The organism is Pseudonocardia lutea (assembly GCF_042658055.1).
Lineage (GTDB): Bacteria > Actinomycetota > Actinomycetes > Mycobacteriales > Pseudonocardiaceae > Pseudonocardia > Pseudonocardia lutea.
The window spans coordinates 1-15,527 of sequence record NZ_JBHSQK010000025.1 but is presented as its reverse complement, the minus strand read 5'-3'; the positions used below and the strand labels follow the sequence as shown (position 1 = coordinate 15,527).

Here is a 15,527-nt window from a genome sequence, read left to right as displayed (position 1 = left end):
TAGTGACCGCTGTTGTGGGCGTCGGCGGCACCGGCCGCCGCCGTCACCAGATACCGAAATGGGAGGTGAGCGGATGGTTTCGGCACAAGGTCAGGCGGAGCTGATGTCGCCGCTGATGCATCCGGCCTTCCGGCTGCGGGTGCCGGACCGGGAGCTGTACCAGCTTCCACCGGAGTGGTTCCACTCGTCGTCGGGACCGGTGTTCGGTCGCGTGGCGGTCCGGGATGGCGACAACGACCTGCTGCACCAGCAGGACGGGACCCCGCTGGGCGTGCGGATCAAGCTGTTCGGACGCGTACTCGACTCCGATGGTCGCGGGGTCTCGGGCACGCTGATCGAGATCTGGCAGGCGAACTCCTCGGGCCGGTACGTCGACCAGTACTGCAACCGCCCGTGGTTGCCGCTGGACAGCAATTTCAGCGGAGCCGGCCGGGTGCTCACCGACTCGGCGGGCAACTATTCCTTCCACACGATCCGCCCATCGGGGTATGCGGGGCCGGAGGGCTCGGGGCTACTGCGTTCGGCGCACGTCCACTTCTCGTTGTTCGGCCCCAAACTGTCGCAGCGTCTGGTGACGTCGTGCTACTTCGAGGCCGACCCGCTGCTGAGCCTGGACTTCGTGCTGGCCCAGCAGCACGACCCGCGTGCGCGTGAACGAATGGTGGCGGCCTTCGTGCCGGAGCAGACCGGAACCGTCGACGGCGCACTCCAACTGGCCTACCGCTGGGACATCGTCCTGCGCGGCTCGGCCGCGACACCGATGGAGTCCTGATGACAGGCGTGGACACGACCCCGACGGCTGCCATGGCATCGGGGTCCTCCGGTGTGATCGAGCCGTCGGCGGACTACCTCGACAAGCTGACACCCTCCGTGGGTCCAGGGCCCTTCTACGGCCACAGCTTGATCTACCCGGGGGCCGGTCACGCCGTCGAGCCCGACTCGCCGGGTGCGGTGCGGCTGCGGGTGCGGGTGCTGGACGGTAGCGATCGTCCGGTGGCAGCGCCCGATGTGCTGATCGAGTTCCTGCAGGAGGGGCAGTTCGCCCGGGCAATGGCGGATGACGAGGGCGATGCCGAGGTCGTGCTCGCCAAGCCTGCGGCTGTCACGGGGGCCCCCTTCTTCCACGTGCGGTTCTTCGTGTTCCCGGTGTCGGAACCGTTCGAGACCCGGTTGTACTTCCCGGACGAGACCGACGCCAACGGATCCGACGAGGTGCTCAGCGCTCTCCACCCGCTCGATCGGCGCACCCTCATCGCGGAGGTCGACGACGACGGACAGCTGCGGTGGGACATCCGCCTGTCCGGGGAATCCCAGACGGCCTTCTTCGTTGCAGCCGGCGAGGCGTCCATGGCCGACACGGGTGCGGTGCAGGTACGGGCACCGTACGTGCCCCACTCCAACGCAGCGGGTGACGCGTCCACCGCACACGAATCACCTGCTGCGGCCACGGCGAAGGCGCCCGTGGTCGAGCAAGACAGGCATTGCCCGAACGGTCATCCGCTGTCCATCAACGTCATCCTGCCGCCCGGCGCCGGCCGCGACTACTGCTCCACGTGCGGGTGGACCGACGCCGAGGACACCCGCGCGGCGGGGGAGATGGTCGGCCTGGAGCGCACCACCAAGGCGGTGGGTGGTCCCAGCGGAACTGAATCGTCCCGGTAGCAGCCTCAACGCTGCAACGCACTCGTCCTGCGATGTCCGTGCGGGCGGAACGACATTCCGCCCGCACGGGCATCGCTGTCTTCGGTTGTCGGCGTGGACCGGCGTCAGTCGCTTCGCGGACTGGCGAGTGAGACGAGGAACGACTCCGGGCCGCACGACAGGGGCCCGGAGCACTTGGTCAGGCAGAGGGCGGGATGCAGATGTAGTTGCTGAAGCCGCCGTGCCGCGAGGGCAGATCGTCGAGGGCTTCGTTGATCTGCTCGAGCGGGAAGGTGTGGTGCTCCAGGACCGACAGGTCGAGGGCGCCGGATCCGGCGAGGTCGGCCATCTCCTGGGCTTCGCCGGTGGAGAACCAGAGGCTGCCGATGACGCTGTTCTGCGAGCACATCATGGAGAACAGGTCGAGGGCCGGGCGCTCCATCATCCCGCCGATGTCGACGGCAACGCCGCCGCGGCGGAGCGTACCGATTGCGTCGAGCATGGACTCGGCCGGTGCGGCGGGACCGAGGCAGTCGACGACGATATCGACCCCTTCGCCGTCGTTGTGCTCGCGGGCCCACTCAGCGAGGGGGGCGGCGCCGGCCGGCAGGACGTGGATGCGGTCGGGTGCGATGGCTTCGACGTCCTCGAGCAGGGCGGCGTTGCGGCCGGTTCCGAGGATGCGAGTGACTCCGAGGGCGAGGGCGTTGAGGCAGGCGCCGAGACCGAGCGTGCCGGAGATGCCATCGATGAGCACCGTACGGCCGGGGCCGGCTCCGGTCTTGCGGAGCGCGGAGTAGGCGGTGCCGAGGTAGCCGAAGCGGGCGCCCTGTTCGAAGGTGACCGTGTCCGGGAGCTTGACCAGGTTCCGCTGAGGTGAGGTCAGGTACTGGGAGAGGCCGCCGTAGGGGTAGGCGTCGAACAGGCGCTGGCCGCCGGTGCCGAAGGCGAAGTAGCCCATGAAGGTGTAGTCGTCGCAGTTCTGGTCCTCGCCGCGACGGCAGGCGCGGCAGGCGCCGCAGGACAGACCCGGGTTGACGTAGACGCGGTCGCCAACCTCGACCGCAGTGACCTCACTGCCGACCTCGCTGACCACGCCGGCGCTGTCCAGGCCGAAGATCGCCGGGAGCTTGGGGAGCGGGAGGTAGGGGAACCACTCGGCGTAGGTCGCGAGCACGTTCGACAGGTTCGGGACGACGTTGCAGGCCTTGACCTCAACGACGACGTCGGTCGGCCGAGGCTCGGGTACCGGGACCTGCTCGAGCTGCATCGGCTTGCCGATGTCGTGAAGGCGGGCGGCCAGCATGGTGCGCATCAGTGCGTATGTCTCCTTGCCGTGTCACATCGCTGTGGGCCCGCTCCCGATGGTCGACAGGGAGCCGGCGAGGGCGCCACTGTGCGTCGCGGGTCGCGAGCCGCCCAAGCCGACGTACCGCGATCCGGCACGAGGGGTGGACACCCGGCGATCGAGGCACGGTCTGCTCAGGTCACTGGCGGCAGCACTCGCGGTCACGCTACTGAAATGCTAGCATTTCTCATGCGATTCCATGAGGTGACGAGGCAGGAGGATCCCGATGGGCGACGGCGACATCATCCGCATGACGGTCCGGGGCGACGCCGATGACTCGTCGGGTGGGCAGCGCACCGCGGTCGATAAGGCTCTCGAGGTTCTTGCCGCGTTTCCTCCGGGCCACTCGGCAATTGGCGTCAGTGAGCTCGCCCGCGACCTGGGCCTGACGAAGTCGACCGTGTTCCGGTTGCTCGGAGCTCTGGAGCGCAACGGGTTGGTCGAACGGATTGCCGGTCGTTACCGGTTGGGTGCGCGGCTGCACGAACTGGGGGCCCGGGTGTACGAGCCCGTGCCAGGAGCCCTGCACGCAGCCCTCGTCCCGTTCATGGCGCACCTGTACGAGGTGACGCGCCAGACGGTGAACCTGGGCGTGCTGCGAGACGGCGAGGTCGTTCTGCTCGGCCGGCTGCATGGTCATCGTCCCGTGCCGCACACCTTCCCGTCGGGCACCCGTTTCCCCGCCTACTCCTCGGCGCTGGGTAAGGCGCTGCTCGCCCACGACCACGCGGCGACCGAGGCGGTGCTCGAGCGGGGGCTGCACCCGCGCACGCGGGACACCGTCATTAGCGAGCAGCGCTTCGTCGCGGCACTGGCGGGCATTCGTGAGTCCGGGATCGCCACGAGCGTGCGGGAGGCGCGTCCAGATCTCTCGTGTGTCGCAATCGCACTGCTCGATGACGCCGGACGCCCGATCGCGGCCTTGTCCGTCGGCGGTCCGGCGGGTCGGGTCGACCTGCGGGGGCACGCCGAGCTCCTCCGCCGCGTCAGCGGCGCGGCAACCGCCGCGGCCCGGCAGGCGGGTGGCAGGCTCCGCCGCCAGTCCTCCGACGCCGCCGCTTGTTAACGGGGGAGTCGGTCGAGGTGCGGGTCTCAGAGCCCGATCGTGAACCGATCGTCCTCGGTCAATGGGGCCTGGCCGGGGGACTCGACGGCTTCGCGGCCGCGGACGACAGCGCGGGCGGTCTCGAGAAACCGGCGCACGAGCGGGCCAACCGTCCCGTCGCGATAGGCAAGCGCCAGGCCGGGGTGACCCGCGGGGAGCTCAGGGGCCGGTAGGTTGCCCCGCTGATCTTGAGGTGGCGAAGCGATGCAGGCACCAGGGCGACGCCCATCTCCGCGGCGACCAGTGCAACGAGGGCGGCGCTTTCGGCGACGGTTGCCTGATCCTGGGCCGGAAGCCCGCTGCCTCGCAGGCGTTCTGCATGAGCTACATCGTGGACGGGGGTTGTTCGGGTACGAGACGAACCACTCGTCGTGCAGGTCGGCCAAGTCGATCTCCCGGTGGACCGCGGCCCGGTGCCGGCTGGCCAGGAGCACGCCGACCGGCTCCTGGCGGAGCGTTTCGACGACCAGGCCCGGCATCGTGAAGGGGGTCCGCGCACGCCGACGCCGAGGCGCCCGTCAAGCAGCATCGAGCGCATCGTGGTCCGGGTCGACCCGGTAACCGCACAGCACTGCGGTCACGTCCGCCCGCGGCCCACGGATATGACCTCGGCACAGTTCAGCACGCACGTCGCGGTCGCACTGGCCCTCCTCACCGGGAGCACCGACCTCGACCGTTACGAGAGTCTGCAGGCGGGGAGGTGGGACGATCCGGGGTTCATTCGCCTTGCCCGAGGGGTGCGAGTCGAAGTCGGAGCCGCCGGCAGGAGGCGTTCGGCACCGCACCCCCGCCACTGTGCTCCTGCGCGACCGCGGGTGTGTGACACATTCGGCGACCGCTGTCGCACCGGGCTCGCCGAAGGAGCCTTTGACCTGGGCAGAGGTGCGGGACAAGGCGCACGCCCTGGCCGACCCGAGCTGGGGCCCGGCTGTGGTTGACCGTCTCGGCGAGGTCTTGCAGGCGTGGCGGGACACCGACCGGCCCATCGCTGAGCTCCCGATCTGAGCTCGGCAGCCGACGTGGGGGCGGCCACCAGGCCGCCCCACGTCGTGGCCTCGTCGGGCCTATGCCGAGTGAGCCTGCTCCGCCGACGAGGAGTGGCCACCGGCGGGACGGTCTTCGGCGAGCAGGTCGGTGTCGCGCGACTCCGGGATGAGCAGGACCGCGATGAGCGAGATGACGGCCATGGCCGCGACGTAGGCGGCGATGACGTAGCCGGACTTGGTCGCTTCGAACAGCGCGGCTGCCACGATCGGGCTCAGCGCCGCGCCGAAGACGCCGGCGAGCTGGTAGCCGACCGAGGCGCCGCTGTAGCGGACCCGGGTGCCGAACATTTCGGAGAACATCGCGGCTGTGGGGCCGCCGGCGAGGCTGAGCGCGATGCCGAACATCAGCACGTGGCCGATGAGCATCAATCCGAAGTTGCCGGTGTTGAACAGCGCGAACACCGGGACGGCCAACACTCCCATGGCGATGACCCCGGCCAGGTACACCGGCTTGCGGCCGTGGCGGTCCGAGGCGGCACCGGCCGCGAGGTGCAGGACGGTGCTGACCACGGCGGAGAGCAGGATGACGCCGAGGACCGTCGGTCGGGAGGCGCCGACGACCGTGGTGCCGTAGGTGGCGATGTAGGAGATGAAGATGTAGGCGACGGTGCTCTGCACGAGGAAGGCGCCGGCGACGAGGAGCACCTGGCGGGGGTTGTTGCGCAGGACTTCGACCAGCGGGGCGCGGGCCTCGCTGTGCTGGGTGCGCACGACTTGGAAGGCCGGACTCTCGGTGACCCGCAGCCGCACCACGAGGCCGACGGCGATCAGGATCGCGCTGGCCAGGAACGGGATCCGCCAGCCGTAGTTCAGGAAGGCCTCGCCGGGCAACAGGGAGACGAGGAAGAAGGCGCCGGTGGCCAGGAACGTGCCCAGCGGGGCGCCGGCCTGCGGCCAGCTACCGTAGAATCCCCGCCTGTTCGGCGCGGAGTGCTCGACCGCCATCAGCACCGCGCCGCCCCACTCGCCACCGACGGCGACACCCTGGATGAGCCGCAGCAGCACAAGCAGGGCCGGAGCGAGCGCCCCCGCGGTGGCGTAGGTCGGCAGCAGGCCGATCGCAACGGTCGAGGCGCCCATGAGCATCAGGGAGATCACGAGCATCTTCTTGCGGCCGACCCGGTCGCCGAAGTGCCCGAAGACCGCGCCACCGACCGGGCGGGCGACGAAGCCGACACCGAAGCTCGCGAACGCGAGCAGGGTCCCGATGAACGGGCTGGCCTCCGGGAAGAACAACTTCGGGAAGACCAGCGCCGCCGCGGTGCCGTAGATGAAGAAGTCGTAGAACTCGATCGTGGTGCCGGCCAGACAGGCGGCGGCCACCTTGCGGATCGGGGTCTCCTGGACGGTCACGTCCGCCGCGGTGGTCGGCGGCTGGGGATCTGGCTGTGCGCTCACCGGAGTGGCTCCTTCAGCAGTGGAGGATCAGCCACCGCCCGCTTAGCGGGGCCGCGTGGCGTAAGGCGAGAAAGGGCGTCCTGCCGGTGACCGGGCAGGGCGGAGATCGGATCGTCCGCGAGCGTCGAAACGTGTGGCGCCGGGCCGTCGGTCGGAGTGTGTCGTTCCGCTTCGTCCGGATCCAGCGCGCGTGCCGCAATACGGAACGCGGCGCAGGTCAGCTCGTCGTACGCGTGGTGGAGGCGGTCTCGGCGTGAATGACCGCGACCGTCCCGATGATATGGCGCTCCATGGACGACCGGGCGGCCGCCTGGTCCCCGGCGTGCAGGGCCTCGCGGATTTCCTCGTGGTCGTCGTGGCGTTCGTCGAGCGCGGAGCTGAGCGGCTGCGGCACGCCGGTGGTGTTGATCAGGAAGTCGGACAGGTCCCACATCTTGCGGCTGGTCTCGGCCATGATCCGGGAGTGGGCCATGAGGTGGATGGCCTCGTGGAAGCGCCGATTGAGGACTCGGTAGCCGCGGGCGCGGACTCCGGCGTCCTTCTCCGAGCGCAGCGTGCCGATCCGCTGGGAAATCAGGTCGAGCTCGAGGAGCTGGTCCTCGGTACGCCGCGTGGCAGCGATCCCGGCGATGCTGCCTTCGAAGCCACCGAACATGAGATAGAAGTCCTCGACCTCACGCAGGTCGTAGGTGGCGACCCGGGACCCGACCTGCGGCAGGATGTCGATCATCCCGTCGCCGGACAGGCGCCGTAACGCCTCCATGACCGGCTGCTTGCTGACGCCGAACTCCGTGCGCAGCGCCTCGGTAGACAGCCGCTCGCCCGCGGCGTAGCGGCCTTCGAGGAGACGTTCCTTGAGCTGGTCGTACACGGCGTGGTTGAGCCGGCTGGCACCGCGGTCGAGACGAGTCGGCTGCGGGTCGGTCACACGCAAAGAGTAACCGGAGCGGGCCGCTCCGTTGGTTGTCGCGCTGTGTGTGGTCACCCGGGGTCCCCCTTGCTAGGTCGACGGGCCACCCTTACTGTGACGCTAGCAGCGTAGCATGGCAGTTGTCCGGAACTGCTGCGCGAACCCCATCCCGCAAAGGAGCAGACATGGAGTTCTGCATCGGCACCTGCGCCAAGATCGACCAGATCGGCCTGGCCAAGCAGGCCGAGGACGTCGGTGCCAGCCACTTCGGGGTCGGTGAGGGGCCGCTGTTGTTCAGCGACCCGTACCAGTACCTCGCGCTGGCGGCCCGGGACACGAGCACGATCAAGCTCGGCACCTGGGTGACCAACCCGCTGACCCGCATCGCCCCGGTCACCGCGAACTCGATCGCGACGCTGAACGCGTTGGCCCCGGGGCGGACGTTCCTCGGGATCGGCACCGCGAACAACGCCCTGCGGTCGATGGGCAACCGGCCGGCCACGCTCTCGGAGCTCGACACCGCCCTCGACATCGCCCGCGGCCTGCTGGCCGGCCGACGGGTGACCCAGACGTGGCTGGGCCAGGAGCGCGAGATCGAGTTCCTGGACAAGAACGGCCACTGGTACAACCTCGAGGACCCGGTCGAGGTCTGGATGTCCGCCGGCGGGCCCAAGGGCCTGGCGATCGCGGCCAAGCACGCGGACTACATGACCTACTGCCTCGGCCCCAACCCCGACATGATCGGCGTGGTCCGGCGCGAGCTGGACAAGGCCGTCGCCGAGGCGGGCCGCCCGCCCGGCTCGGTCAAGCTCGTCGCGCTGTCCTGGTTCTACCAGCTGCGCGACGGCGAGACCTGGGAGGACGGCATCGACAAGGGCTTCGGCTCGGGCCCGATCTCCTCGTGCATCACCAACGCCGGGTTCATGAACGACCACGTCGACGAGCTCGGCGAGCCGATCGTCAAGGCGTCCGCCGAGGCGGCCATGGCCTACCTGGGCGACCCGACCGCCCCGGACGCGCCGCACTACCTCGAGGTGTGGGCGAAGTACCTGCGCGGGCTCGACCCGGTGCACCGGCCGCTGATCACCAAGGAGCTCGTCGACTACTGGTGCCTCTACGGCACCCCCGACCAGCTGCTGGAGAAGACGCAGCTGATGCGCGACGCGGGCTGCGACATGGTCTCGGTCTTCCTGTCCAACCCGTTCACGGCCGAGCGCGACATCGCCGACATCGGTTCGTCGATCCTCGCCCGCGCCTGAGCCTCGCCCACCCGAAAGGACCGATCAACCATGACCAGCTTCGACCCGAACAGCACCGCGATCGTGGCCGTGCACTTCCAGAACGACATCGTCGGCCCCGATGGCGCCTTCGCCGGGTTCTTCCGCGCCGAGATCGAGCGCACCGGGGTCCTCGGGACCGCGGCGCGGCTGCTCGACGGCGCCCGCGCCGCCGGTGTGCCCGTTGTCTACACCCGGGTGGCCTGGAAGGAGGACTACTCCGACCTCAACGCCAACTCCCCGCTGCTCGGCATGGTCGCGCAGACCGGGTGCCTGAAGGACGGCAGCACGGGTGCCGCGATCACCGACGTGGTGACGCCGCAGGACCGCGACCACGTCGTCACCCACCAGCGTGTCGGCGGGTTTGCCGAAAGCGACCTCGACGCCACCCTGCGCGGGCTCGGGGCGACCACCCTCGTGTTCACCGGGGTCGCCACCAACGCCTCGGTCGAAGGCACCGCCCGCGGGGCATCCGACCTCGGCTACCGCACCATCATCGTCGCCGACGCCTGCTCCGCGGGTTCCCCGGAGGCGCACGCCGCTTCGCTGGAGTCCCTGGGCCTGCTGGCCGAGATCACCACGACCGACGAGGTTCTCACCGGGTTGGCCCAGCCCGCCGCGGCCAACGCCTGAAGCAGCCCACCGAACTCGCCCCCAGCCGGTTCCGGGTGGGCGGCCACCCGCCGCCCACCCGCCCGGCAGCAACAACCGGAGTACCCATGAGCGAGACCCTCGACCACACCCGCCGGAGCAACCCGGAAACCGGCAGCGCCGAGCGTGCCGACCGGATCCGCGCGAGCGCCGCCCGCCTGATCGCCGCGGCGCGCACCGGAGCCCCGTGCGCCCCCGTGCGGGAGCTGCTGCCGGACGCCGTGCTCGAGACCGGGTACGCGGTGCAGCAGCTGCTCACCCAGGCCCGTCTCGGCGCGGGCCGGCGCATCGTCGGGCGGAAGATCGGCCTGACCGCTCCCGCGGTCCAGGCGCAGCTCGGCGTCGACCAGCCCGACTTCGGTGTCCTGTTCGACGACATGGCCTGCCCGCAGGACGAGCCGATCGACATCGGCCGGCTCTTGCAGCCCAGGATCGAAGCGGAGATCGCGTTCGTGCTGATCGCCGACCTCGCCGGCGATGACGAGATCACCGCCGACGTCGCCCGCGCCGCGGTCGGCCGGGCCGTCGCCGCACTCGAGATCGTCGACAGCCGCATCGCGGGCTGGGACATCACCATCGTCGACACCGTCGCGGACAACGCCTCGTCGGGGCTCTACGTCCTGGGCGACGAGCCGATCGAGCTCGGCGATCGCGACCTGCGCACCGTCGAGATGACCCTGACCCGCAGAGTCGCCGGCGCGGACGAGACGGTGTCCACCGGCACCGGAGCAGCGTGCCTCGGCGACCCGATCAACGCCTTGGTCTGGCTCGCGAACACCTCCCGAGAGCTGGGAACGCCGCTACGTGCCGGCGACGTCGTGCTCTCCGGCGCCCTGGGGGCGATGGTGCCGGTCGAGGCCGGCCACACCTACGTCGCGACACTCACCGGCCTCGGCAGCGTCCGTGCCGAGTTCACCGCCAAAACCGTCGCCCGCTAGCCGACCAGCTTGACCGATGAGACCGCGAACACTTGGGTCTCACCAACTGTGATGCTAGAATTCTAGTCACCGGTTGACCCCTCTGGGTCTCCTCGACGTTCGAGCCGGTTCGCGCCGGCAGCTCCGAGAAGGTGCCATGGATACAACGACGCTTCCGCCGCCCGCCTTCACCCCGTTCACCCCGGCCGACGGCTTCGACACCGACGTGATCGTGATCGGGCTCGGCCCCGCCGGGGGCACCGCGGCGCTCGCCCTGGCCACCTACGGGATCCGCGTGCACGCGGTGTCGTTGTTCCCGTGGGTCGCGAACGGGCCTCGGGCCCACATCACCAACCAGCGCGCGGTCGAGGTTCTCCGCGACCTCGGCGTCGAGCGGGAGGCCCGGCGCTACGCCACTCCGTGGGACCAGATGGGGGACACGCTGTTCACCACGAGCCTGGCCGGTGAGGAGATCGTGCGGCTGCAGACGTGGGGGACCGGGGACCGCCGCTACGGCGACTACCTGCAGGGCAGCCCCTGCACGATGCTCGACATCCCGCAGCCGCTGATGGAGCCCGTGCTCATCAAGAGTGCGGCCGAGCGCGGGGCGATCATCAGCTTCCACACCGAGTATCTCTCCCACGAGCAGGACAGCGAGGGCGTCACGGTGCTGTTCCGCGACGTGCGCACCGGGCAGACCTTCTCCCAGCGCGCCCGCTACCTGCTGGGCTTCGACGGAGCCCGCTCCAAGGTGGCCGAGGACATCGGCCTGCCCTTCGAGGGCGAACTGGCTCGCGCCGGGACCAACTACATCCTGTTCAACGCGGACCTGAGCCGCTACGTGGCCCACCGGCCGAGCATCCTGCACTGGATCTACAACTCCAAGGCCGGCTTCGGCGAGATCGGCATGGGTCTGCTGCGCGCGATCAAGCCCTGGCACCAGTGGATCGCCGGCTGGGGCTTCGACATGGCCGACGGCGTCCCGGACCTGCCCGACGACGTCGTCAAGGACCGGATCCGGATGCTGGTCGGCGACGACGACCTCGACATCGAGATCGTGTCCCGCTCGGTGTGGTACGTCAACCAGCAGCACGCCACGAACTACCAGGTCGGGAGGGTGTTCTGCGGCGGCGACGCCGTGCACCGGCACCCGCCGTCGTCCGGGCTGGGATCGAACACCTCCATGCAGGACGCGTTCAACCTCGCCTGGAAGGTCGCCTACGTCGTCAAAGGGCACGCCGGCGCGGGCCTGCTCGACTCCTACACCCCGGAGCGGATGCCGGTCGGCAGGCAGATCGTCGCCCGGGCCAACCAGTCCCGAAAGGACTACGCGGGGCTGCGCGAGTGGCTGGCCACGGACAGCGACGACCCGGTGCGCGACGGGCTGGCCAAGCTCAAGGAGGCCAGCCCCGAGGGGGTGGCGCTGCGCGAGCGGCTCTACGAGGCCCTCGAGCTGAAGAACACCGAGTTCAACGCGCACGGCGTCGAGCTCAACCAGCGCTACGAGTCCGCCGCCGTGGTGCCCGACACCACCGTCGGCCCGGAGGAGTGGCCGCACCATCCCGAGCTGTACCTGCAGGCCACCACCCGGCCCGGGGCGAAGCTCCCGCACGCCTGGCTCGTCGGCCCGGACGGCTGCCGCCTCTCGACCCTGGACGTCGTCGGCAAGGGCAAGGTGACCCTGCTGACCGGAATTGCCGGGGCGGCCTGGAAGCGGGCCGCGCAGAAGCTGGACCTGCCCTTCCTGCGCACCGTGGTGGTGGGGGAGCCGGGCACCATCGACCCCTACGGCAACTGGCACCGCGTGCGAGAGGTGCACGAGGCGGGCGCGATCCTGGTCCGTCCCGACGGCTACGTCGCCTGGCGGCACAGCGGCGCCGTCTGGGACGACGACCGAGCCCTTACCGAGCTGCAGGCCGCGCTCGGCTCGGTGCTCGCCCAGGACACCGACCGCTCGGCCCGCGACACCGAGGGGCCCGCCTACAGCACCCGGGCCGTGCCGATCGCCGTGCCGCAGGCGGGCCCCGGCGACGGCACAGACCGAGAGAACACCTCGACGGAGGAAGCACTGCGATGACCGAGCGCCCCTACACCAGCGTCTGGAACGACCTCAACCAGGTCGAGTTCAGCCAGGGCTTCCTGCAGGCCGGGCCTTACCGGACCCGCTACCTGCACGCCGGCGACGACTCCAAGCCCGTGCTGCTGTTCCTGCACGGCATCACCGGCCACGCCGAGGCCTACGTCCGCAACCTCAAAGCACACGCCGAGCACTTCTCGGTCTGGGCGATCGACTTCATCGGGCACGGCTACTCCACCAAGCCCGACCACCCGCTGGAGATCCCGCACTACATCGCCCAGGTCAACCACATCCTGGACACCCTCGGCGCGCAGAAGGCCTACTTCTCCGGTGAGTCGCTCGGCGGCTGGGTCACCGCCCGCTTCGCCCAGCTCCACCCCGAGCGCGTCGAGAAGATCGTGCTGAACACGATGGGCGGCACGATGGCCAACCCGAAGGTGATGGAGCGGCTCTACACGCTGTCCATGGAGGCCGCGAAGGACCCCTCCTGGGAGCGGGTCAAGGCGCGCCTGGAGTGGCTGATGGCCGACCCGACCATGGTCACCGACGACCTCATCCGCACCCGCCAGGCGATCTTCCAGCAGCCCGACTGGCTCAAGGCCTGCGAGTCGAACATGGCGCTTCAGGACCTCGAGACCCGCAAGCGCAACATGATCAGCGACGACGACCTGCGCGCGATCCAGGCCGAGGCGCTGGTCATCTGGACCACCAAGGACCCCTCCGGCCCGGTCGACGAGGGCGAGCGCATCGCCTCGCTGATCCCCAACGGCCGGCTCGCCGTGATGGAGGAGTGTGGGCACTGGCCGCAGTACGAGGACACCGAGACCTTCAACAGAATCCACCTCGACTTCCTGCTCGGCCGAGAGGAGGCGGCGCGATGACCCTCGCGCTGGTGGCGACGAGCCACAGTCCGCTGCTCGACCACGCCGAGCTGCCCGCCGACGTCGCTGCCGAGCTCGACCTCGCCTTCGACCAGGCCCGCGCGTTCGCCCGCGACTTCGACCCGGACGTCGTGGTCAACTTCGGCCCGGACCACTACAACGGGTTCTTCTACCGGCTGATGCCGCCCTTCTGCGTCGGGTACGCCGCGCAGAGCATCGGCGACTACGGCAGCCAGGCCGGACGGCTCGACGTTCCCGAGGATCTCGCCCGCGGGATCGCCGAGGCCGCCCTCGACGCCGGCATCGACCTCGCCGTGTCCCTCGACATGCAGGTCGACCACGGCGCCGTGCAACCGATGGAGATCCTCTTCGGCGACATCACCGCCAAGCCCTTCGTGCCCGTGTTCGTCAACTCCGTCGCCCCGCCGTTCACACCGGTCAAGCGAGTGCGGCTGCTCGGCGAGGCCATCGGCCGCCACCTCGCCGGACTCGACCTGAAGGTCCTGCTCATCGCCTCCGGCGGGCTGTCCCACGACCCTCCCGTGCCAAGGCTCGCCGCCGCCACCCCCGAGCAGCGACGGATGCTGCTCGGCCAGAACGGGACGCCGACGCCGGAGGCGCGCGTGGCTCGTCAGGAGCGGGTCTACGCCGCCGCCCGGGACTTCGCCGCCGGCACGGCCACCATCCAGGACCTCGCCCCGGACTGGGACCGCGAGCTGATGAAGGTCCTGGCCGGTGGGGACCTCACCCCGCTCGACGCCTGGACGCCGGACGAGATGACCCGCATCGCGGGCAACTCCTCCCACGAGGTCCGCACCTGGATCGCCGGCTACGCCGCGCTGAGCGCGGCCGGACCGTACTCGGTCCGCTACAGCTACTACCGGCCCATCCGCGAGCTGATCGCCGGGTTCGGCCTCACCACGGTCGCCCTCGACAGTTGAGCCGTCGAGGTAGAGGGAGCGCACACATGTCACGAACCAAGGTCGCCGTCATCGGCTCGGGCAACATCGGGTCCGACCTGATGATGAAGGTCATCCGGCTGTCCGAGACTCTCGAGATGGCGGCGATGGTCGGAATCGACCCCGCCTCCGACGGGCTGGCCCGGGCCACGCGGCTCGGCATCCCGGCCACCGCCGAGGGCGTCGACGGGCTCATCGCGTTGCCGAACTTCGACGAGATCGACGTCGTCTTCGACGCCACCTCGGCCCGCGCGCACATCGCCAACGCCGAGAAGCTCGCCCCGTACAACAAGATCCTCATCGACCTCACCCCGGCGGCGATCGGCCCGTTCCTCGTCCCGGCGGTCAACCTCGACCACCACGCCCGGGCGCGCAACGTCAACATGGTCACCTGCGGCGGGCAGGCCACCATCCCGATGGTCGCCGCCGTCGCCCGGGTCGCCCCGGTGCGCTACGCCGAGATCGTCGCCTCTATCGCCTCCAAGTCGGCCGGCCCGGGGACCCGGGCGAACATCGACGAGTTCACCGAGACCACGGCGAAGGCCATCGAGGTCGTCGGCGGGGCTGCTCGGGGAAAGGCGATCATCGTGCTGAACCCGGCCGAGCCGCCGATGATCATGCNACCCGGGCGAACATCGACGAGTTCACCGAGACCACGGCGAAGGCCATCGAGGTCGTCGGCGGGGCTGCTCGGGGAAAGGCGATCATCGTGCTGAACCCGGCCGAGCCGCCGATGATCATGCGGGACACGGTGCTGTGCCTGGCCGGCTCCGTCGACGAACCGGCCGCCGACCCGGAGGCGATCAAGGCCAGCGTGGCCGCGATGGCCGAGCAGGTCTCCCGGTACGTGCCCGGCTACCGGCTCAAGCAGCAGGTCCAGGTCACCCCGATCGACGACGACGAACCGCTCGACACTCTCATCGGCGCCGGTACCCCGCGCCCGGCGTGGAAGGTTTCGGTGTTCCTCGAGGTCGAGGGAGCCGCGCACTACCTGCCCGCCTACGCCGGGAACCTCGACATCATGACCTCGGCCGCCCTGCGCACCGCCGAGCTCCTCGCCGCCCATGCCGGCAACATCCAGCCTGCGGAGGCCCTCCGATGACCGCGACCACCCCGCCTGCCCTGTACATCCAGGACGTCACCCTGCGGGACGGCATGCACGCCATCCGACACCGCCTCGATCCTGCCGATCTTCGAAAGATCGCCGCGGCACTCGACGCCGCAGGCGTGGACGCGATCGAGGTCGCCCACGGCGACGGCCTCGCCGGCGCCAGCCTCACCTACGGCCCGGGCAGCAACACCGACTGGGAGTGGATC

13 protein-coding genes and 3 pseudogenes are annotated in these 15,527 nt (G+C 70.0%); 13 read left to right on the top strand and 3 right to left on the bottom strand.

The annotated features are described in order from the left end of the window. The first annotated feature begins 73 nt into the window (after positions 1–73). Positions 74–772: a dioxygenase family protein gene (locus ACFQH9_RS11980; RefSeq protein WP_379566074.1), complete on the top strand. Its 699-nt coding sequence runs from the start codon at positions 74–76 to the stop codon at positions 770–772. Further along, a complete protein-coding gene (locus ACFQH9_RS11975) occupies positions 772–1,662 on the top strand; it encodes a peptidase associated/transthyretin-like domain-containing protein (protein ID WP_379566073.1) in 891 nt (296 codons plus the stop codon). The genes ACFQH9_RS11980 and ACFQH9_RS11975 overlap by 1 nt, the downstream gene beginning before the upstream one ends. 178 nt (positions 1,663–1,840) lie before the next feature. On the opposite strand, the gene ACFQH9_RS11970 is transcribed toward ACFQH9_RS11975, so the two are convergent. Further along, the gene (locus ACFQH9_RS11970) at positions 1,841–2,956 is read right to left on the bottom strand and encodes an alcohol dehydrogenase catalytic domain-containing protein (protein WP_379566072.1); all 1,116 of its coding nucleotides are present in this window, start codon (positions 2,954–2,956) and stop codon (positions 1,841–1,843) included. 259 nt (positions 2,957–3,215) lie between these two features. On the opposite strand from ACFQH9_RS11970, the gene ACFQH9_RS11965 reads away from it, so the two are divergent. Together ACFQH9_RS11965 and ACFQH9_RS11960 are read left to right on the top strand one after the other, a co-directional pair. Then, on the top strand, positions 3,216–4,055 hold the full coding sequence (locus tag ACFQH9_RS11965; RefSeq protein WP_379566071.1) for an IclR family transcriptional regulator: 840 nt from the start codon (positions 3,216–3,218) through the stop codon (positions 4,053–4,055). A 410-nt stretch (positions 4,056–4,465) separates the two neighbouring features. After that, entirely contained in the window at positions 4,466–5,032 is a 567-nt protein-coding gene (locus tag ACFQH9_RS11960) for a hypothetical protein (RefSeq protein WP_379566070.1), read from the top strand. A 126-nt stretch (positions 5,033–5,158) separates the two neighbouring features. Here ACFQH9_RS11960 and ACFQH9_RS11955 read toward each other — a convergent pair whose 3' ends face one another. Together ACFQH9_RS11955 and ACFQH9_RS11950 are read right to left on the bottom strand one after the other, a co-directional pair. Further along, on the bottom strand, positions 5,159–6,538 hold the full coding sequence (locus ACFQH9_RS11955) for an MFS transporter (protein ID WP_379566069.1): 1,380 nt from the start codon (positions 6,536–6,538) through the stop codon (positions 5,159–5,161). A 217-nt stretch (positions 6,539–6,755) separates the two neighbouring features. After that, on the bottom strand, positions 6,756–7,466 hold the full coding sequence (locus ACFQH9_RS11950; protein WP_379566068.1) for a GntR family transcriptional regulator: 711 nt from the start codon (positions 7,464–7,466) through the stop codon (positions 6,756–6,758). 167 nt (positions 7,467–7,633) lie between these two features. Here ACFQH9_RS11950 and ACFQH9_RS11945 point away from each other — a divergent pair, with 167 nt between their 5' ends. The 9 genes and pseudogenes from ACFQH9_RS11945 to ACFQH9_RS11905 form a co-directional block, all read left to right on the top strand. After that, positions 7,634–8,707: an LLM class flavin-dependent oxidoreductase gene (locus ACFQH9_RS11945; protein ID WP_379566067.1), complete on the top strand. Its 1,074-nt coding sequence runs from the start codon at positions 7,634–7,636 to the stop codon at positions 8,705–8,707. A 30-nt stretch (positions 8,708–8,737) separates the two neighbouring features. Further along, entirely contained in the window at positions 8,738–9,358 is a 621-nt protein-coding gene (locus ACFQH9_RS11940; RefSeq protein ID WP_379566066.1) for a cysteine hydrolase family protein, read from the top strand. A gap of 86 nt (positions 9,359–9,444) precedes the next feature. Further along, on the top strand, positions 9,445–10,314 hold the full coding sequence (locus tag ACFQH9_RS11935; protein ID WP_379566065.1) for a 2-keto-4-pentenoate hydratase: 870 nt from the start codon (positions 9,445–9,447) through the stop codon (positions 10,312–10,314). Positions 10,315–10,450: 136 nt separating this feature from the next. Next, positions 10,451–12,370 carry an FAD-dependent monooxygenase gene (locus tag ACFQH9_RS11930; RefSeq protein WP_379566064.1) on the top strand — a complete coding sequence of 640 codons (1,920 nt, stop codon included), beginning with the start codon at positions 10,451–10,453 and terminating at the stop codon, positions 12,368–12,370. Continuing rightward, complete coding sequence (locus tag ACFQH9_RS11925) at positions 12,367–13,251, top strand: alpha/beta fold hydrolase (RefSeq protein WP_379566063.1); 885 nt, start codon at positions 12,367–12,369, stop codon at positions 13,249–13,251. Before ACFQH9_RS11930 ends, ACFQH9_RS11925 begins: the two co-directional genes overlap by 4 nt. After that, positions 13,248–14,192: a 3-carboxyethylcatechol 2,3-dioxygenase gene (locus tag ACFQH9_RS11920; protein WP_379566062.1), complete on the top strand. Its 945-nt coding sequence runs from the start codon at positions 13,248–13,250 to the stop codon at positions 14,190–14,192. The genes ACFQH9_RS11925 and ACFQH9_RS11920 overlap by 4 nt, the downstream gene beginning before the upstream one ends. A gap of 26 nt (positions 14,193–14,218) precedes the next feature. Continuing rightward, positions 14,219–14,830, top strand: a pseudogene (locus tag ACFQH9_RS11915) (acetaldehyde dehydrogenase (acetylating)); the annotation flags it as partial. A 77-nt stretch (positions 14,831–14,907) separates the two neighbouring features. Next, a pseudogene (locus tag ACFQH9_RS11910) lies at positions 14,908–15,312 on the top strand (hypothetical protein); the annotation flags it as partial. Further along, a pseudogene (locus tag ACFQH9_RS11905) lies at positions 15,309–15,527 on the top strand (4-hydroxy-2-oxovalerate aldolase); the annotation flags it as partial. The pseudogenes ACFQH9_RS11910 and ACFQH9_RS11905, both read left to right, overlap by 4 nt.